At 41.4% G+C, this 20,310-nt stretch carries 14 protein-coding genes; 1 reads left to right on the top strand and 13 read right to left on the bottom strand.

Annotated elements, in window-relative coordinates; translation table 11 throughout:
• Nucleotides 1-102: 102 nt before the first annotated feature.
• From BUA02_RS14880 to bglB, 10 genes are all read right to left on the bottom strand, one after another.
• Nucleotides 103-2,178, bottom strand: coding sequence for an ABC transporter substrate-binding protein (locus BUA02_RS14880; RefSeq protein ID WP_072705571.1), 2,076 nt, complete (start codon nucleotides 2,176-2,178; stop codon nucleotides 103-105).
• Nucleotides 2,179-2,309: 131 nt separating this feature from the next.
• Nucleotides 2,310-3,464 carry an iron-containing alcohol dehydrogenase gene (locus BUA02_RS14875; RefSeq protein ID WP_072705569.1) on the bottom strand — a complete coding sequence of 385 codons (1,155 nt, stop codon included), beginning with the start codon at nucleotides 3,462-3,464 and terminating at the stop codon, nucleotides 2,310-2,312.
• Nucleotides 3,465-3,478: 14 nt separating this feature from the next.
• A complete protein-coding gene (gene iolG / locus BUA02_RS14870) occupies nucleotides 3,479-4,489 on the bottom strand; it encodes an inositol 2-dehydrogenase (protein WP_072705567.1) in 1,011 nt (336 codons plus the stop codon).
• A gap of 294 nt (nucleotides 4,490-4,783) precedes the next feature.
• Nucleotides 4,784-5,680 (bottom strand): myo-inosose-2 dehydratase, encoded by an 897-nt coding sequence (iolE, locus tag BUA02_RS14865; RefSeq protein ID WP_072705565.1) that lies wholly within the window; start codon nucleotides 5,678-5,680, stop codon nucleotides 4,784-4,786.
• A 32-nt stretch (nucleotides 5,681-5,712) separates the two neighbouring features.
• The gene (locus BUA02_RS14860; RefSeq protein ID WP_072705608.1) at nucleotides 5,713-6,492 is read right to left on the bottom strand and encodes a 5-deoxy-glucuronate isomerase; all 780 of its coding nucleotides are present in this window, start codon (nucleotides 6,490-6,492) and stop codon (nucleotides 5,713-5,715) included.
• 28 nt (nucleotides 6,493-6,520) lie between these two features.
• Complete coding sequence (gene iolD, locus BUA02_RS14855) at nucleotides 6,521-8,452, bottom strand: 3D-(3,5/4)-trihydroxycyclohexane-1,2-dione acylhydrolase (decyclizing) (protein ID WP_072705563.1); 1,932 nt, start codon at nucleotides 8,450-8,452, stop codon at nucleotides 6,521-6,523.
• Between the two features lie 180 nt (nucleotides 8,453-8,632).
• Complete coding sequence (gene iolC / locus BUA02_RS14850) at nucleotides 8,633-9,649, bottom strand: 5-dehydro-2-deoxygluconokinase (RefSeq protein WP_072705561.1); 1,017 nt, start codon at nucleotides 9,647-9,649, stop codon at nucleotides 8,633-8,635.
• Nucleotides 9,650-9,695: 46 nt separating this feature from the next.
• On the bottom strand, nucleotides 9,696-11,360 hold the full coding sequence (locus BUA02_RS14845) for a hypothetical protein (RefSeq protein ID WP_072705559.1): 1,665 nt from the start codon (nucleotides 11,358-11,360) through the stop codon (nucleotides 9,696-9,698).
• Between the two features lie 16 nt (nucleotides 11,361-11,376).
• Nucleotides 11,377-12,303: an ROK family protein gene (locus BUA02_RS14840; RefSeq protein ID WP_072705557.1), complete on the bottom strand. Its 927-nt coding sequence runs from the start codon at nucleotides 12,301-12,303 to the stop codon at nucleotides 11,377-11,379.
• A gap of 16 nt (nucleotides 12,304-12,319) precedes the next feature.
• Nucleotides 12,320-13,411 (bottom strand): beta-galactosidase BglB, encoded by a 1,092-nt coding sequence (bglB, locus tag BUA02_RS14835; RefSeq protein ID WP_072705555.1) that lies wholly within the window; start codon nucleotides 13,409-13,411, stop codon nucleotides 12,320-12,322.
• 35 nt (nucleotides 13,412-13,446) lie between these two features.
• Between bglB and BUA02_RS14830 the strand changes: the two genes are divergently transcribed.
• The gene (locus BUA02_RS14830; RefSeq protein ID WP_071177375.1) at nucleotides 13,447-14,352 is read left to right on the top strand and encodes a helix-turn-helix domain-containing protein; all 906 of its coding nucleotides are present in this window, start codon (nucleotides 13,447-13,449) and stop codon (nucleotides 14,350-14,352) included.
• Here BUA02_RS14830 and BUA02_RS14825 read toward each other — a convergent pair.
• The 3 genes from BUA02_RS14825 to BUA02_RS14815 form a co-directional block, all read right to left on the bottom strand.
• A complete protein-coding gene (locus BUA02_RS14825; RefSeq protein WP_072705553.1) occupies nucleotides 14,339-16,027 on the bottom strand; it encodes a CehA/McbA family metallohydrolase in 1,689 nt (562 codons plus the stop codon). The two genes, BUA02_RS14830 and BUA02_RS14825, sit on opposite strands and share 14 nt — an antisense overlap.
• A 172-nt stretch (nucleotides 16,028-16,199) precedes the next feature.
• A complete protein-coding gene (locus tag BUA02_RS14820; protein ID WP_072705551.1) occupies nucleotides 16,200-16,991 on the bottom strand; it encodes a hypothetical protein in 792 nt (263 codons plus the stop codon).
• A 63-nt stretch (nucleotides 16,992-17,054) separates the two neighbouring features.
• Nucleotides 17,055-20,216 (bottom strand): alpha-mannosidase, encoded by a 3,162-nt coding sequence (locus BUA02_RS14815; RefSeq protein WP_072705549.1) that lies wholly within the window; start codon nucleotides 20,214-20,216, stop codon nucleotides 17,055-17,057.
• Nucleotides 20,217-20,310 lie beyond the last annotated feature (94 nt).

Here is a 20,310-nt window from a genome sequence, read left to right as displayed (position 1 = left end):
TTTCCTCCATCAGAACTGTCCCTTTCTCAAAAAATCCGAGGGCGTTTTAAAAACCTTTCGCGCCCCCGGAAATACTTACCAATTCAATTAGTGTTGATAATATTACTCAGCTTTGAAAAGCACCTCATAGTGAGTCATGTTAGCATACTGATAGCAGTCAGCCCATACAAGGTTATCTGCATAGTTCTTAATCTTTGAGTTAATGAGCTCATATGAGTTTTCTGCCTTAAGATAAGCAAGTGACCAGAGGTTATCCTTGTGGATCTGATAGATCTGTTCCTGATAAGCGTCTCTTTCTGCTTCATCAGATGTTGAACGCCACTTGTCATAGATCTCAACAAGCTTAGCCATGTCGCCTGTAGGCTCAACACCCTGAGCGCCCTTTGTCTGGTAGTATGTACCATACTCACCATACCACTCTGATGACTGAGCGATAGGAACGAATGGAGCTGCTCTATCTTTAAGTGAAGCACCACCGATAGCTGTGTGAGGTCCCATTACTGCAACCCAGTCATTGTTATCGATCTGCTCATCAAATGCTGCTACTTCAAGGTTCTTAAGTGCACAGTTGATACCAACTGCTTTGTAGTACTGTTCAAATACTGGATATGATTCATCAGCACCGCCGTCATATGCAAGGAATGTAAGCATGAAGTCTGATCCATCTGCGAAATCATAGAATCCGTCTGATCCCATTACAAGTCCACATCCTTCAAGAAGGCTCTTAGCCTTGTCTACATCATATTCTGTCCACTTTGTTGCCCACTCTTCATCGTATCCGATGTTGCCTTCAGCTGGAGCTGCCTGGCCTGGCTCAAGGAATCCGTCTGAAAGAAGCTCTGAAACCTGTTTTCTATCTACGCAGATTGACATAGCTTCACGGAAATCTGGGTTAGCAAAAAGTGTTGCATAGTTCTCGTCTGTGTTTGTGTAGTTAAATGTGATCTGGTAACTACCCCAGTTTGTTGTGCCCCACTCACGAAGCTCAGCTGCATCGCCAAGATCACCAAGTGTTGCTGAAATGTCCTTCATAGCGATTGTAATGATATCGATCTCGCCTGAACGGAACATAAGAAGATCCTGTCCATCTTCTGAAGTTGTGTTGAAGTGAAGTGCATCAACATAAGGAAGCTGATTGCCTGCTGCATCGACTTTCCAGAAGTATGGGTTACGATCCATGATGCAAAGTGTATCGTCTTTTGAGCTGTTACCTGGAACAGTTGAAAGAACGAAAGAGTTAAGTGTTGGAAGTCCTGATGTGTTCCAGAAGTTGTAAGAAACTGCTTTACCAAGATCCTTAACTGTTGCTGCATCGATGCCCTTCTTCTGAGCGTTTGCAAGTACTTCCTCTTCAGAAAGTCCTGTTGACTGCCAATACTCATTCTCTACATAAGGGAAATCCTCTGAATCAGGAATGAGATCGCTTAAGTAGTGAGCTGGAGCCCAGCACCACTTGAAGTCGCCGTTCTCAATGAAGTCTGCTGGGTACTTAGGATTTACAAATGTCCATGTTACTGTGTAATCATCAACTTTTGTAAGCTTTGCCCAAGCATCTTCGCCGTCAACTTCTTCTTTAAGAGCTGGCCATCCGTTCTTCTTGCTATCAAAGTTTGAAAGATGGCACATGTAATACCAGAATGTAATATCATCTGCTGTGAATGGCTCTCCATCAGACCACTTCATTCCTTCTCTTAAGTGGAATGTCCACTCTGTGTAGTCATCGTTGTGATCAAAAGCCTTGATTACGTTTGGATAATAAGATCCGTCTGTGTTGTAACGGATAATAGACTCAAGTGTTGGTCTGGATAATCCCCATCCGCCGCCAGCACCTGCAAGATTGATAACCCCGCCGTAATTACCGATTTCAAGGTGTGCACCAGTTGCATCTACAGTTTCAACAAAAACGTTATCAGCGTCTGGGATTCTCTCCTCAACTGCTGGGAGTGTTCCTGCTGATACCTGATCAGCAAGCATTGGAGCTTCAGAATAGCTTCCAAGGTTAACCTCTACCTGTGATACTTCTTCTGTTGTAGCTTCTGTTCCTGCCTGCTCTGTTGATGTGTTAGTATCTACCCCAGATTCATTAGGAGTAGCTGCTCCCCCACAACCTGCTAACATCGTCATTGATGTTGCTGCTGCAAGAACCATAGATAATAATCTAGAATTCTTCTTTCTCATAAGTTCCTCCTTTGGTAATATCACCAATACATTATGATATTAACATATTATCAAACCGTGATAAGGTAAAATAGTTTATTTTTTTTGCTTATTTTCAAAAAACATTGCATTTTTTGTTATTTTTATTATTTTCACTTGTATAATTTGCGATAAAGGTCTTTTAGCACCTCTACATCCAGTTCTCTAACTGTGTTTGATGGGCTTCCGCTTATCATCGCATCTTCGGCCATCTTATCGATCTGAGCGTAGAATTCATCACGGTTTATGCCATATCCCTCAAGTGTTGGTATGTGACAAACATTGCAGATTTTTTTAATCTCAATCATAAAGTTATCTGCTGCCTGTTCATCTGAATCTTTATCACTTGCTGCCCCTATTGCTCTTGCCATATCGGCAAATCTGTCCTTAGCCCCTTCCTTTGCATACTCAAGACAAACACTAAGAAGCATTGCGTTAGAGATTCCATGTGGCACGTGGAAAAGAGCTCCGATAGGACGGCTCATTCCATGAACCAGCGTTACACTGGAATTGTTAAAGGCTATTCCAGCCTCCAAAGCTGCAATAGACATCTGTGTTCTAGCCACATCACTGCCATTGTCATGATATGCAAGCGGAAGGTAATGAAATATTCTTTTTATTGCAGATATTGCCAAGGTGTCTGTAAGTGCCTGCGCCTTTCTTGATGTATAGGCTTCAACCGCATGTGTAAGCGCATCAAGACCTGTTGACGCAGTCATCTTAGGAGGCAGTGTCATAGTCAGCTCTGGGTCAATTATTGCAACATCTGGCATGAGCTGCGCTCCCTTTAGAAGCATTTTTACACCTGTATCCACATCAGAAATGATGGTAAACTGTGTTGCCTCAGAGCCTGTTCCAGCTGTTGTCGGGATTGCTACCATCTTAGCTTTGATGCCAGATATTTCTTTTCCCATATAATCCGATATCTTGCCAGTATTGGCATCCATTGCCGCAACTGCCTTCATAATATCAAGAGCACTTCCACCGCCTATTCCCACAAGAAAATCGCAAGCCTCGTTTCTGTAGATCGACAGAGCAACCTCTATCATCACATTCGTTGGCTCCCCCAGGAAATCATCATATATCGCAAAAGAAATTCCTTTTTTATTTAGTGCATCTGTGATGATCTTCACTTTGCCAAGCTTTTCAGTTATCTGATCACATACTATGAGAGCTTTTTTACCAAAACCTTCTACATATGATCCGACTTCTTTTATACTTCCTTTTCCAGTAACTATCTTCCCCGGAACAATAAACTCTTTAGCCATTAGTTACTTCCCCCTTACTCGACCTCTGAAAGCTTTACTGGTCTGTGTTCTTTTACAGAAAGATTTGCTGCCATTGCCATAAGTACTGGTTTAAGACCATCTTCAATGCCAACAGCTGTCTCTGTATCATTCTCAACTGCATCAATAAAGGACTTGATCTCATCTGAATAAGCCTGCATATATCTTTCAAGGAAGAAGAAAAGAGGCTTTTCTCCTGTTACCCCATCCTGATTTGACACTGTCACATTTGACTGGGCGTCGTTAGTGATTGCTGCCATTCCCTTTGAACCAAATACTTCTGCTCTCTGATCATAGCCATATACTGACTTTCTGCAGTTATCAATTACTACAAGAGCTCCGTTTTTCATTTTGATGGTGATAACGGCTGTATCTACATCGCCAGCCTTACCAATCTCCGGATCCACCAAAACTGCCGACTGAACATATACTTCTTCTGCATCGCATCCTGCAAGGAATCTGGCCATATCAAAGTCATGAATTGTCATATCCATGAACATTCCACCAGATACTGCAACATATGCTGGTGAAGGTGGTTCAGGATCTCTTGATGTGATCTTGATGATCTGAGGATCTCCAACTTTGCCAGCTGCAACTGCTGCCTGTACTGCCCTAAAGTTATGGTCGAATCTTCTGTTGAAGCCTACCTGATACTTGAGGTTCTTGCCTTTTAATGCATCAATGACTTCATGGATCTTGTTTACATCATGATCTATGGGCTTTTCGCAAAAGACATGCTTTCCTGCGTTTATTGCCTCTATAGAAATAGGCGCATGAGTATCAGTTGATGAGCAGATGAGTACTGCCTGGATCTCAGGATCATTGATGATGTCCTTATAATCTTTTGTTACCTTCTCTATTCCCATGCTTTCCGCCCACTTAGCAGTTTCATCATTCATAAATGGATCTGCCAGTGTTTTGATCTTTGCACCAGGTACATTATTTGTAATACTCTGCACATGCACCTTTCCAATTCTTCCTGCCCCAATAATTCCTACTGTAACCATATTTTTCCCCTTTACGTTTTTTGATACCGGACGAAGTATGGGGAGGATACTAACTGCCAAAATAATAATCACTTTGAGGACGCTTCCGCTCCGTTGTGCTTCGTAACGGTACTAATGCCACAAAAAACGCGGCATAAGTACCGACGAGCACAAAGGCTCTCAAAGTTGCTTATTACTTTTGGCAGTTCCTATCCTCACCTCATACTTCTGTCATTATTAAATTTCTTAAAATGTAAATATTTCTTGCTATTTCTAAATATCTACCCCTACGTTTTCTACTAAATACCCTATAATTTATAACCCAGTTTTTTCGCTAATGTACTTACGAGCTTTAAGCGCATACTCAAACGGATTAGCTTTTGCAGGGTCTTGCTCTGCTTCTACAACTACCCATCCTTCGTAATTCGTTGCTTCCAATATTCTGAATAGTGGAGCAAAATTCACGTCACCATCTCCAGGTACGGTAAATACTCCCTCTCGTACGCCTTTTAGGAAGCTCCACTTGTTCTCTCTTGCCTCATTAACTTTAGCTGTTCTTATGTCTTTTAAATGTACATGCTTAACTCTCTTTGCATACTTAGCAAGGATTGGCTCTGGATCAATTCCTGCAAATGACAGATGTCCTGAATCGAACAAGAGATAGACAAGGTCTGGATCTACCATGCGCATGAATCTATCGATCTCTTCTTCTGTCTGGACTACAGTACCCATATGATGGTGATATGTGAGGATCATTCCATTATCCTTGGCAACCTTGCCGAGACGGTTGAGTCCATCTACAAGTCTGTCCCACTCCTTGTCATTCATGACATATTTGCCTTCAAATATTGGCTGGTCTAATTTGCCCTGAGTTGAATAGCTCTGCTCTGAAGCGCCTATTACCTTAGCTCCGAGAGCTTTCAGGAAATTAAGCTGTTCCACAAACTCTTTTTCCACCTCTTCATATGGCTTTGTCAAAAGAAATGAGGAGAACCACTGATTGCACACCTGAATACCCCTTAGATCAAGTGCCTTCTTTAGTTCTTCTGCATCCTTTGGATACTTGCTTCCTACTTCGCAGCCCTTAAAGCCTGCAAGTGCCATCTCGCTGATGCACTGCTGAAATGTGTTTTCTTTTCCCAGATCTGGCATGTCGTCATTGGTCCAGCCAATAGGCGCGATGCCCAGTGATACCTTCTTACTATCTAACATTACTTTCTCCCCTTTGTTGTCTATGTAGTCTTTTACCCCTTGTAGTCATACAGCCAAGTGTATCTCTCATCATCAATCCTGTCGGTCCATGGATTTCCTGGCAGATGTCTGATCATCCAGCAGGTGTACATCTGAAATCCTGGTGCGCAGGACTGTGGATGGACCTTTCCACCTGGAATTGCTGAAAAGCTACCGTCAACGCTCTTGAAAACCTCATCTCCTACGAAGCTTGCACCGAACCCCTCCGGTCTGTCGAATAGGAAATAATAGGTCTCTGGCTGTGGATGTGTGTGTGGTATGTATCCTGACCAGTTTCCCGGGTCATTTAAAACCTCTCCAAGAACCATGTTTGAGTAAGGTGCTGTCTCATGATCAAAGGCGGTGCTCACTCTTCTTTTTGCAGTTCCCCCGAACTTGTCCTTGCAAGAGTAGATCCACGGCGTGTTCTCTGGATCATAGAACTTAGCATCAAATTCCTTTTCATTGTCAGTGCACTGAACAAGGATCTCTGCATCACTTTCTGCTGTAACTGTAACCCTGGTGTTTTTACAAACATGAAGCGCATAGAGCCCGTCTGTGAAGACGTCTTTTCTGTACACTTCCTTTTCCTGACCGTTCCAGGAATACTTTAGTTTTCCCTTTAGCAAAAGAACTGCCATCTCCTCTTTGGGCTTCACAAATTCTTTTACCTGGCCCTCGGACATACGGAATACTCTGATGTCCATCATCATGTCTTTATAGTCGTTATCATAAGTCGTCAGGATCTTTTCGCCCTTGTCATCAAACTCAGGATAACCAAAAACCTTTCCCATAGCTTTCCCCTTCTCTAAAAAAGTTTTATTAGTATTTACGAGCATCCGCTCTACCTTCTTCTACATCTTTGCGGCAGGCCCTTACACTCTTACTTGTAGATACTGCTGCAAGACCTACATCCCACCATGAATCGTAACCATCAGTCATGGTCTTTGGCATTACCTTTAGGTCTATGAGAGTAGATACTTTCTGCTTTTTAGAATCTTTTACTGCTTCCTCCAGCTCTTCCACAGTTCTTACTGTGTAAGTCTTAAGTCCGTATCCCTTACCGATCATGGCATAATCGATAGGAATAAGATCTCCGGCCAGCTTTCCATTTCGGTCTCTATACCTGAACTCGGTTGCCATTGATCCAATACCATGGGTCATTTCCAGATTGTTGATACATCCAAATCCGCAATTATCAAATACTAAGATATTGATCTTGGCTTTTTCCTGCATTGCTGTTGCGATCTCACTATGGAGCATCAAAAAGCTTCCATCTCCAAGAAATGTATAGACTTCCTTCTTGGGCTCAGCCATCTTGACTCCAAGCGCTCCTGCCACCTCATATCCCATACATGAATAGCCATACTCTGCATGGTAAGCGCCTCTCTCGTCAGTAGTCCACATTCTCTGAAGATCGCTAGGAAGCGATCCGCCAGCTGTAACAATGTTTGCATTTGCATCAATATTTCGTCTGACTGCAGCTATAGCAGCTGTCTGTGTCAATGTAGCTCCTGTTAATTTATGGAACTCAGGAAGTGTCCTAGGATCCCTTGCTTCGATCATTGGTTTGAACTTATCGCCTGTATAAACAATGCCTGCAAGTTTTTTCATTTCCTTTGACCAATTTTGTTTTGCAGTCTTTATTTCATCTTTATATGCGCTCTTATATTTCTTTTTCTTGAGCTCTGCTGTAACCAATGTAAGAGTTTCTTTCAGATCACCAACAGCCTTTGTTGCATCCATCTTGTATGCGTCAAAGCGGTTTACGTTTATGGTAACAACCGATACTCCCTGCTTGAACTGTCTCTTTGACCCCGTTGTAAAGTCAGAAAGCCTTGTGCCAAGAGCTATGATAAGATCTGCTTTTTTGGCAATCTGATTTGCAGCAGCTGTACCTGTTACACCGATTCCTCCAAGGCACATAGGATCAGATGACTTGCAAGCGCTCTTTCCAGACTGAGTCTCACCAAACGGGATGTTAAAAGAGCTGCAGAACTTCTCTATTGTCTCGCCAGCCTCTGAATATTTAGCGCCTCCGCCAACTATTACCAGTGGTTTTTTTGCCTTAGAGATCTTTAAAACAATATCTTCTATCTCTTCTGAAGCTGCTACCTGGCGAACGATCTTGTGAACTCGCTTTTTAAAGAAGTACTCCGGATAGTCATAGGCCTCGCCTTCGATATCCTGTGGAAGCGAAATGCATACTGCACCCGTCTCTGCAGGATCTGTCAAAACTCTCATGGCGCTTATCATTGCTGTCATGAGTTGTTCAGGTCTGTTTATCCTGTCCCAATATTTGCAGACTGGCTTAAATGCATCATTTGTCGTTACTGCCAGTGAACCCTCTACTTCAAGCTGCTGAAGAACAGGATCTGGCTGTCTTGATGCGAATGTATCTGCTGGAAATACTAAAAGTGGAATATGATTGACTGTCGCATCTGCGCAGGCAGTTACCATATTTGCGGCACCTGGACCTACACTGGATGAACAAGCGATGATCTTTCTGCGGTTATGCTGCTTGGCAAATGCGCAGGCGGTATGACACATCCCCTGCTCATTTCTGCCCTGAAAGACCTTAAGCTTTCCCGGATCACTGTCTAAGGCTTCCCCAAGTCCTACAGCGATACCGTGACCAAAGATTGTAAATATCCCCTCTACAAACTTTGTCTCCTTACCATCAAAGGAAACATACTGCTGGTCAAGAAACTTAACCAGCGCTTGAGCTGTTGTAAGCTTTATAGTTTTCTCCATGACCTTCTCCTATATTAAATTTGCTATACCCCTTGATCACGCTCCTTGTAATTTCCCAAAACAAAAAATGTACGATATAGAGCGTAATTGTTACCCTATACCATACATTTTATTTTTATTGTTGTGCATATTCTACGCGCTTTTTATGACGACTTCATAAAAAGATTGCATTTTTTGTCATCAAACTCTTGCAATCATTTCACCATATTCTTTTTTCTCTTCTTCTATGAATTTCCTGACTTCTTCTGTCGTTGGAAGTTCCTCTGAACAAGAGTGGCTCTTGACCATCATTGATGCCTCTGCGCTACCAAATTCAAGGCAATCGATCATGTCCCAGCCTGAGAATATTCCATAGAGGAAAGCTGATGCGTATCCATCTCCGCCGCCAAATCCCTTAAGTGCTTTTACCGGGAATGGCTTTATTGAATACTTTTCGCCGTCCTTCGTATAGGCAGTTGAGCCTTCTTTACCATGTTTGATCAAAACGATCTTGGCATTTTGTGAGAACCAGTACTTTGCTGTCTCTTCATCGTTCAAGCCTGGCATAATAAGCTTTTGGGTGAGGTCAAACTCCTCTCTTGAACCCATGATGATATCTGCTTCTTTTGCAACTGCTGCATAGTAGATTGAGATCTCGTCGTCATTTTTCCAGTTGTAAGCTCTGTAGTCCACATCAAAAATGACTCTCGTGCCATTTTTCTTGGCAAGCATAACTGCCTTCAAAGCAGCTTCTCTTGAAGGGCTCTCAGCAAGGGATGTTCCTGAGATCAGGAGTGCCTTACTGTTTTTGATATAGTCTTCATCTATATCCTCAACTGAAAGCTGAAGATCTGCAATATCATTTCTGTACATGAGGATACTGCTCTCTGTTGGTGAGAGTATCTCTGTAAATGTCAGACCAAGCTTCTCGCCATTTGTACATCTTGTGATGTGGGATGTATCCACGCCTTCTTTGTTCATGAAATTCACTACGAAATTTCCGAACTGGTCATCAGATACCTTTGCAAAAAAGCCTGCCTTAAGGCCGTGTCTTGTGACACCAATTGAAGTGTTAGCCGGTGATCCACCGACGTACTTCTTGAATGTTGTGCATTCTTCTAATGGATGAAAATAGTCTACCGGATTGAAATCAATTGCGATCCTTCCAAGAAAAACTATGTCCATCTTCCTTGTGCTATCAAATTCTAAATACTTCATGTTACTATCCCCTTTGTATTCCCCAATACATTATTATGTAGATAATTTAGAACTGACTTCTTTTATTTCTAATTGTGATAGTATGATCAAATCCTGTGTAATCAGTAAAGTAAACTGTTGATGCGCCTGCATTTCTCAGCTCAGAGTCCTCTTTACCCTCCATGAATCTGTGAGTTCCAAAGGCTGGTCCAATAACAAGTGTATCCTTGCTGTTTGAAAGCTCTACGTTTCCATCTTTTACTGTGAGAGCTTCGTTGCCTGAAAGGTGCATAGCAAGATGATCATTTTCAATGAATGTTGCTCCGGTAAATGCAAGCTCGATTCTCCAAGGATCTCCATCAACACCGCTTGTCTTAACCCTTACATCGATTCCATCTTTTTCAGAAGACTCTGTTACCCAAACATCAATATCCATGTCTGGTCCCATCTTCTTGTCTCTGTTTGCATTGTCCATCTGCCACCAGTCGTTGGTCTCTGGAATCTTGTCTGCGCTCCATGGCAGGTAATACCAACCATGCATTGTCTGGTGAAGGTGTACTCCCCCAGGAATTTCCTCGATGGTATCTGCCTTGAAGGCTCTGTGTTCACAAAAGCTTCCTGCAACCTTCATCTCAAGCTTGATGCTTCCGTTGTGGAAATAAAGGAAGTTTGACTTGCCGCTCATGGTTGTATATGTATATCTTCCAGATTTATTTCTGGCGATACCTGAGTTTTTATAAAATACGTGGTAATCAGGATTGCTGTAAAGTCCATCGTGCTCGATCGTCCTCCATTCTGGATACCACATAAAATAAATGAGGCAGTCAGGAGCTAAGAGATTCTTGGACTGACAGATATCTATAATGCTGTTGCACATCTCATAGAACTCAGGCACGTTGTGACGCTGACCCATGAGCATATATTCAGTGTAATAATCTGTAGGATATGAGAGACGGTCCTTATCAAATCTTGTTGAGTTGGCTGTATAAACTGATCCGTCTGGTTCCCAGTAATGAAGCATCATGTGAAGGTTTCTAACTGCATAATCTTCATAGGAAGAATCACCTGTTGCCTCAGCAAGTGTGATCATAGCGTCATTATTTACTCTGTTATAGTTACCTGCTGACTTCTCTGCAAACTCTCCGTCTTCATTGCAATCGATTCCTTCTGCAAGATATCTGTTTGCACAGGCTCTCATGTCATCATTGTCATAGATCTTGGCACATTCCATAAGTGTTGAAGCAATTGCCCATCTATGATTTGGAGTATGGAAGCCACCAGTCATGATACCGTGAGCTGCCTTCTCAATGATCTCATTCATTGTCTCGAACATCTCATTTTCTTCAGCAGTTCTTTTATCTCCTACGATATCTCTAAGGTAAAAGAAAAACGGCATGAGCTTCTTGATTGAAAAAGCTGTATCTGGAGCGGAATTGAAGTTACATGTTACATAGTCATAAAGTCCGCTTTCATGCTGCATCTTCCTGGCGAACTTAAAGCCAAGTCTGATCCTCTTCAAAAGCTCCTGACTTCTATAAAGCTCACTGTCGCTATTGCAGTAAAGAGCTATCATAGAAGCTGTTCTATAGATGGTGAACTTTGCATCCAAGATATGATCATCATCAAGAAATGCTCCCTGGTTAGGATTATTCTCATCCATGATCTGCTGACGCATGGACTCATATACTCTTTCTTCTGTGTCCTTTAAAATAATCTGATAATGTTTTTCCATAATATGCCTCTTTTATTCAACCTTTGCTAATTAGTGCTGCTCCTACTATTCCTACATCTCCTGCGTCTGCGATTCCTCTAGCCACAGTAATGAATGTATTCTTTTTGCTGGTTCTTGAATATACGCCTTTGCTGACCTTATCTCTCACCTGTTCAATAAAAAAATCTGCTGCCCTTGTAATACCGCCGCTTAAAACAAGTACTTCCGGCTGCAGGATGTTTATTATGTCTATAAGCCCTTCGGAAAGATATGTTGTAAACTGGTCCAGGACTTTGAGCGCTGTTTCATTCTTTTTTCTTACAAGACCAAAGAATTTCTCGCCATCCATGTCATCTACCTGCATAGCTTCTTTTGCCTGATTTATAAGGGCTGTGGCTGATGCGTAGTTTTCAAAGCATCCTCGTCTTCCGCAGTTACAATCTACGCCTTCCACATTTATTGTCATGTGTCCGATCTCTGCTGCCGCGTAATTGATACCTCTCACAACCTTGCCATCAATGATGATCCCGCCGCCGATTCCGGTACCAAGAGTGACCATCACAAAATTTTTTGCATCATATCCGCCTGTAATGTACTCACCAATTGCCGCTGCATTAGCATCATTGTCAAAACAAGTAACACTTCCAAGCTCCTTGCCAAGTGCCTTCTGAAGCTCTGGTAAAAAGGGAACATCCTCAAATCCCAGGTTATTAGCATACATGATCTTGCCTGTATCAAGCTCCGCCGTTCCCGGAACGCCAACACCGATGGATTCGATTTCTGATTCATTTAAACCATTCCTAGCAATCAACTCCGTTACAGTTGTTGCTATGGCTTTGATCATCTCTTCTGGACTACTAGCTTCTGATGTCTTAACACCAGTCTTGTCCACGATCTTATAGGTTTCATCCACGATTCCTATGGCAATATTGGTTCCACCTACATCCACTCCAACTCTGTACATCTCACACCTCAATAATTCACGCTTTCAATGCTTCCAACAAGAATAGCATTGCGAGTGCCTGACCGTATGGCATTGGCTTAATTTCGATGGTCTTATAAAAGTCTTTGGACTCTCTACCCATTGGTGTTCCGTAGGATACCTGATTGACTGTTCCATCTTCTGCAATGTTTGCAAGTACTGCATCAAGTGCCTTAAGTCCAACCTCTTTATACTTAGGATCAATAAGTCCCATTCTAACTGACTTTAATATTCCGTAGGCAAATCCACATGTAGCACTTGTCTCAACATATGATGTTGGATCATCTACAAGTGTATGCCACATTCCGCTCTCATCCTGGTATTTCTCAAGAGCTTCTACCTGGCGCTCCAAAGCACCGATAAGGAACCTTCTGTCTGCTCCCTTTACATCAGCAATTGAAAGGTACTCTGGAATTGCCATTGTAAACCAGCAATTTCCTCTGCCCCAAAGAGCTTCTGCGAAGTTGTGATTTCCGTTGAAGGTCCATCCATGGAAAAGAAGTCCTGTCTTGCGGTCTGTAAGATACTTGATGTGAAGAAGGAACTGATACCTAGCTTCTTCCCTGTACTCATCGTTGTCTTCGATCTCGCCCATACTAGCAAGGAACATAACTGTCATAAACAGTGTATCATCCCATAGCTCTTCGTTATTCTCACTGTCAGATGTTCTATGAGTGAAGCCGCCTTCTTTTGTTCTTACGAAATCTTTCATGATGGCCTCTGCCCACTCATGACATACTTTTCTATATTCAGCATTCTCTTTTTCTTTTAACAAAAATGACAATGTCAAAAGTGGAGCTGTCGTATTAATGTTCTTTGCAGGAAGTCCAAGTGAGATCTCCTTATCATAGAACTTATCAAGGAAGTCGTAGTAATTCTGATTTCCTGTCTCTTCAAAGAGCTGCAAAAGTCCGTAAAGTCCTACTCCCTGAGTCCACTCCCAGTGCTGGTATCTTGATACATCATCTCCAGCAAGATTCTTGGATTTCATATTTTCCAAAAAGAACTCATCATCCTCATAGAGGAATTTCTGGAAACTATCTGCCAGAACCTTCAGAGTATTTGTTATTAATTCATTATCGACTTTCATTTGCTACCTCTCTTTTTTTCATATATACTAATCACATGCTTATAGATGACAGTATTTTTTATGAAGACAATCATTATATAATCATCAACAACATCCCTAACAACATCTTTTATTACATTGATTATGATAAGAGGGATGCCTCTATCAATATGGAATTCCAGCATCTGCATCCATATTACGAGATGATGATACTGCTTGCGCCTAACGCAACCCACCTTATCGAGGGAACTCCTTACAATATCCACATGGGAGACATTGTGTTACTGGCGCCTTCTGTCATGCACAAATCTGTGTATTACAAGGGCGAGCCCAGCAAGAGAATCATTATTGACTTTATGTATGAGCTTCATAATCCAGATACTGCCGAAGCTTATGAGAAAATTCTCAGTCCTTTCAACAATGAAGTTCCAATCTTCAGATTTAGCCTTGAAGACAGGCAAAAACTTATAAGCATCTTGAATTCGCTCTTTGTATTTTCTAAAGAGCACCAGTATTACGGAAATCCTGCAGATGAATTTTATATTCACACTAAGTTCCAGGAATTTCTTTATACTCTTTATGATTTAAAGGACAAGAATCTCTACACCAATGATCAGAGCTACAGCTCCATCGAGCAAAAGATGTATGAGATCTCATCCTACATTCATAACCATTTCAGTGAAGATATTTCACTTAACTCGCTGTCTGATCAGTTCTTTGTGAGCCCTAGCTATTTGTCACGAGAGTTCAAGCAGGTTACAGGCTTCAACCTCTCCAACTACATTCAGCTTACCAGGATCAAGAACGCACAGTACAGGCTTGTTTCATCCAATGAGAAGATTTCTGTTATTTCAGAAGAATGCGGTTTTGCATCTTTCTCACAATTCAACCGAATCTTTAATAAGGTTGCAGGAACAAGTCCCAGACAGTACAGACAGACCGCGATCACTAACAACAAATAACAGGATTGCTGATAGCAAGGTTTGTACAATCGCTCTTAGCAATAAAGAATACATACTTGGCTTCTTCTACATCTTCACTTATGTGCATGCTGTAGTCATAGAAGCCTTTTTCTTTGTTTGCTTTTAAATCTATCTCCTTAAATGTTCCATTCTCAGTACAGATAAGGAGTTTCTTAAGCTCTGTGTTAGCAAGGAGCTTAATATCAATATCAAGTTTTCCTGACTTTTCAAGCTTCTCACCAGGCTTTTTGCCATTTACAGTTGGGATCAGGATTGGTCCGTTGGTCAAAAAGCTATGACCACTCTTTAATGTCTTTAAGACATTTTCCTGATTTCTTTCACCTTCGATATTGATATAGGTTCTGACTCCGCCGCTTGTGAGGTTTGTCTCAGCCCATTTTTCAAGGATAGGTAAAAGACTCTCTGTAATAAGCTTAAATACGTGGAGCTCATCTTTATATTTTTCTTCGAGCTCTTTTTCTGAAGCCTTGATGATATCAACTGTATCCATGATCTGATCGAATAGAATGTGATAATCATCTGCAGCTATATTATGTGTATCACTTCCCGTTGTTGCCGGAAGAAGCAATCCTCTTTGCATAAGTGTAAGCCACAGCTTGTAAGCCAGATCATTGGTGCTTCCGGCCATCATTGGGTTAGATCCATTCCAAATCTCCATGGTCTCAAAGATATCGATCATATCATAAAAATTTGGATTCCAGGATATTGAAACTGACAGATCTCTAGGATGGTTGATCTGTGGAAGTCCGCCCAGCTCCTTGATCTGTGTTGTAACACGTCTGAATTCATTTCTCAGGAACTCGTCTGTTCTACGATCACCCTGTGGAATGTCGTAGATTACATCTTCATCTACACCCATAGCCATAACATGTCCGTTGGAAGTTGAAATTTCCTTGGACACTATAGGTGTGAAGTTATCTCTTTTCCCAGCCTTCCATGCTTCATGGTTCAGGACGTTGTGGTGATCACTAAGTGCGCCGTACTCAAGTCCCATGGCCATCATTGAATTTGCTATTTCCTGTGGAGTCTCAACTACATCGTCATCTCCTGCGTAAACAGGGCTTGAATAAACGCTGTGATGATGAAGGTCTCCTGCGATCCAGCCTTCTTTTGAAAGATTGTAGAATCTGTTGAGGTCATAAAGCTTCTTGGTATATTCACCAGTCTTGATCTCAAGGCTGTCTGTGATGATCTCATACTCACTACCTTTTGAGATCTCAACTACATATGTCCCTTCCGAAAGCTTTCTGGAAAGAACACCGTCAAATCCAGTCATATCACGGATCATTGTGATCTTACCATTAACCCTATTAAATGTTTCTGGTGTCTCGCCTTCAAGAAGTTTGAAGAGCTTGACCTGAGCAGGTGTTCCTACTCCGTCGCATCTTGTCTCTACGATCAAACTACCAAGATCAGTAGCGCCTTCAAGAATTCCATTTCTATGGAATCTGTTTCTGTCGTTCTTGGCATCGTAATCAACATTATTGGTTCTCTTTGAAATCTTACCTCCAAAGTTTGTAACAGCAAACCTGGTAAATTCATAGAGCCTGTCTGCATTCATTTCTTTTACTACTGGATCGTCAACGCTTTCCTCAGCGAGCTTACCCTGTAAAAGACCTATTGCAATTGATAAAAACTTTGTTTCTTTACTCATGCTATATCTATTCCTCCTGACAAATAGAACTGCCAAGGTGTTATAAAAAGAAAAATGTATGACATAGAGTCCTACCATATCTCCATATCATACATTTTAGTGTCAATTATGTGCATTATCTACGCGATTTTTATGTTTAATCATAAAAAATATTGCATTTTTTGTGATGCTCTTAAACAGTAAAATCAAACAATGCATTAGATGAGCTATTATTTTTATAAGAGTTTATAAGAGCCGATGTATAGTCGTTTGAATCTAGTGCTGAGAAGGAATTGCCTAGCGTATTTGACAAAAGTGAATTAGTATTTAAATCCGCTATTGTCATGTTTCCAGCATCTTTCTTGCTCGTTAGATCATCCGCATTTGTTATGGAACTCTGAACCAGATTGGATGTAAAGTATGATGAATCTGCAAGTTCCTTTAATGCTCCTGAACCAAGAAGCCCGTTATAAGCGTTGAAATTTGATGAAGCATCTCCATCAGTTGATGTGGTTGATGGTGATACTTCTTTGACCGCCTCTTCTCGAATCTCATTAAGCCTGTTGTGACTTGCCATATTATCAACAAGCTCTGCCTTAACATCCACTGTATGAGATGCAATGTTTTTGGTGATCTCTGACTTAATATCCACAGATTTTGATTCTAAGTTACTAAGTATCTTGGATTCAAGATTCATATTATCAAAAACACTATTTATCTTCTGGCTTAAATCATCAGTCTGTACTGTAGGTGTCGCAGCTGCACCTGTCTTAGGATCAGCAGCTACTGCTGCGACAACCTCTGCTGCCTGTGTGTCATCAGAAGCTACCGCATTTTCCGTTGCATTATTTAAGTATTTTTGAAATATGGATTCTCCACCGGCTTTTGCGGTCTTTGAAGAATCTGATGTAGCCTTAGCTACATCAGAGATTGAATACAGATATTTATTAACTGCACTTACTACTTCTGAAATATTTAGTGCCATGGTAAACCCCCAATTATTCACCCCGGTTAACTTTTTCTTAATATATTATAGCGTATTTTACGGTCAAAGCAAAATTTTTATTGTCTTAATTTCAAACTTTTCTAATCCGAATTTCATTTCTTTTGTCATGGCATCATATGTGATACCTGTGTCTATGCGGTTTTCAAGGAGATCGCACTCATAAACTTCCCTAGGAACTATATCAAATTCTTTCAATACAGCTGCAGTCACTTCTGCGCTCCTTCCATGTCCTTCATAGAGTCTTACTATGATGCCATCACCACTTTCTGCAAGTTTAACAGCCTCAACATAGACACCTTCTGAGTCTTTGAGTTCGAAGATTCTGTTTCTTACGGCTTCCACAAGCTCTTTTGCCTGAGAATAGTGGCTCTCCTCATTGAGTGCTCTAGCCTCTTCTATTACGTGCCCCTGCCTGTAATCACCCAGGTGTGGGAAAAGAGAATAGGTGAACTCGTGCTGTCCCTGATCTGCGTTAGGGTTAGGGAAGATTCCTGATTTAATAAGTGTAAGTCTCATGAGGTTTTCTTTGGAATCATAGCCATATTTGCTGTCATTTAGGATTGCAACGCCGTAGCTTTCTCCCGCCTTGGTTGACATATCTATCCACTTATGAGCGCAGCACTCAAACTTTGCTTTATCCCAGCTAGTTTCTCTCTTTAAGTTTCTCTCTATGTTTCCGTACTGGATTTCGCAGGTTATCTTGTCTGTCTGAACATCTACAGGAAATGCTGCCTTTAATAAAGTCTGGTGCTCATGCCAGTCAGCCTTTGTAACAAAATCGATCCTTCTGCTATCAGCATAAACTACAATATCCTGGTTTATCTTTGAATCCCTGAAGGTTCTTGAAATAGAGATGATTACTTTTCCACTTTCCTTTCTAGCTATGATGCTATCAAGGCCTGTTATATTCCATGAAACATCTTCAAAAGTGTCATCAATATTCCAGCAATCATACTCTTTTGGCTTATCTTCAAAAGCGATAAGTCTGTTAAGGGGTTCTTTCTCGCTATGCCTCAGCTCTTTTCCTATCTCTTTGTCAAAGAGACTGTAGATCTCACCATTTTTGTCAAAAGATATGATGTAATACTTGTTTTCTACTACTGTCTCATCGCCAGTTTCTGTAAGCATAAGCTTCTTTTCCACAGTTGAATCTTTTTCTGAAGAGCTTATCCACTTTTTGTCAGATGTTAACCCGCTTTTTTCTACTGCGTCAGCTACGATCTTCTCAGCGGCTGACTTGATCTCAGCGTAGTCTTTATCAGAATCAATGTACACTTCCTCAATTGATGATCCTGGAAGTATATCGTGGAACTGATTGAGCATTACTTTTTTCCACAGTTCTTTTATCTGATCTGCTGGATAAGCCTGCCCCTTAAGGTAGGCATAGACTGAAAGAAGCTCTGCTTCTGCAAGGAGATACTCTGATCTTCTATTATTCTTTTTGTTCTTGCCGATAGAAGTATAGGTTCCTCTATGGTACTCAAGATAGAGCTCGTCCTTCCATGTAGGAACGTCGCTATTATCCTTGATCCTATCAAGGAGATCTTCAAAGAACTCTGACACCAGCCCCTGCTCCGTCTTTGGGATTCCAGGAATTCCCATGTGAAGGCGTCTGTCCATCTCAAGCATTTCCCATGTTGGGCCGCCGCCACCGTCACCGTAGCCGTACACTTCGAGAACTGTATCTGTTATGTCTTTTTCCCTGAAGGCTTCCCATGTTCCCATTACCTGAGATGCATTCTGCCTTCCATTGTATGTGTAATTCAGGATCTTTCCTGTTTCATTGGCTTCGACAGCCTTGTCATAGTCACATGCTGTGATGATGTAGGTTGGAATGCTGCTGCCGTCGATTCCTTCCCAGATGAAAAGATCATTTGGCATTCTGTTAGTATCATTCCAGGCAAGCTTCGTTGTCATGAATGCCTTAACTCCACTCTTTTTGAGGATCTGTGGGAGTGCTCCGCTATAACCAAATACGTCTGGAAGCCAAAGTATCTTACTATCCACATCAAATTCTTTTTTGAAATATTCTTTTCCGTAAAGGATCTGTCTTACAAGGGATTCTCCTGATGTGAGGTTACAATCTGCCTCCAGCCACATAGCTCCTTCTGGCTCAAAGCGACCTTCTTTTACCTTTTCTTTTATCTCTTTGAAAAGTTCCGGCTCTTCCTCTTTTACAAACTCAAACATCTGTGGAGTACTAGCCATGAACTTATACTCAGGATATTTTTTCATAAGTTCCATAACAGTAGAGTAGCTGCGGATTACCTTCTCTCTAGTCTGTCTGATCTGCCATTTCCAGGCAACATCAATATGGGTATGTCCTGTGCTCTTGACTGTTACTGAGTTATCCACAATGCCATATAGATTAGCCCTGAGATAATCGGAACTCTCGATGAGTTTTCCACAATTGTTGATTGCCGCGTCTGCATTTTCCACATAGTCCACACCCAGTAAATTACTGGCTTTGAACAGCTGATTTAAAATTATTTCCACTGAGTTTTCCCCAGTTGTGGATAGCTTTGTGGATAACCCTGTAAATGTTCCCTCAGTAATCTCCACGTTTTTATTCTGTTCCTCAAACGCGCCCGCAGTTGTATCAAGGACTGATTCACGCTTGGATGACGGAATCCCAAGCATGGCCTGTATTGCCTCGAATGGGACTTTCATGTCGAAGTATAATTTCTGCACTTCTTCGTTTCTGGTTGCAAGTGTAAGGCTTAGATAGTTTTCGTTTTTATCAAGATTGGAATATGCATATATTCTGATCTCTACAGTTCTGTCTTTCTTATTTTTCCAGTCTTCTTTGTCATATATTGTGAGACTGTTGTGGTTCATGTCCATACCACAGCGTCTTACCCCATTTATATAAACAAGCATCTGTGGATTGTTGGTGTTCCAGATATCTTCTGCTCCTGTAGACATGAAGAATAATACTTCTTTTCCCTCAAAAGAGTCTGGAATGTTTACTGTCACCTTGAAGCAATAGTGTTTATCTGGTTCTCCCCACACTCCACCTGGTTCAAATGTTTTCCAATCTAATGAATCATCAAAGAGTGACTCTCTTTTGCCATAAGGAACAGGCAATATCTTGAGCCCCTCATCTGTCATTACTTCTCCAATTGGTGTTACGTTTGAAAAAAGGTCTTTTTCCAGTTTTTCAAGCGTAGCTTTGATCTTGTTGTACTTCTCCAAATTTCCCATTAAAAGTTTCCTGCCTTAATTTTTTACATAAAAACATAATAACCTTTTTCTTCAAAAAAGAAATAGAAATATTATTGGAAACTGGTTTGGTGTA

Origin of the sequence: Butyrivibrio hungatei DSM 14810 (assembly GCF_900143205.1) — a bacterium.
In the GTDB taxonomy this organism is placed as follows: Bacteria; Bacillota; Clostridia; order Lachnospirales; family Lachnospiraceae; genus Butyrivibrio; species Butyrivibrio hungatei.
This window is presented reverse-complemented; position numbering and strand designations above follow the sequence as displayed.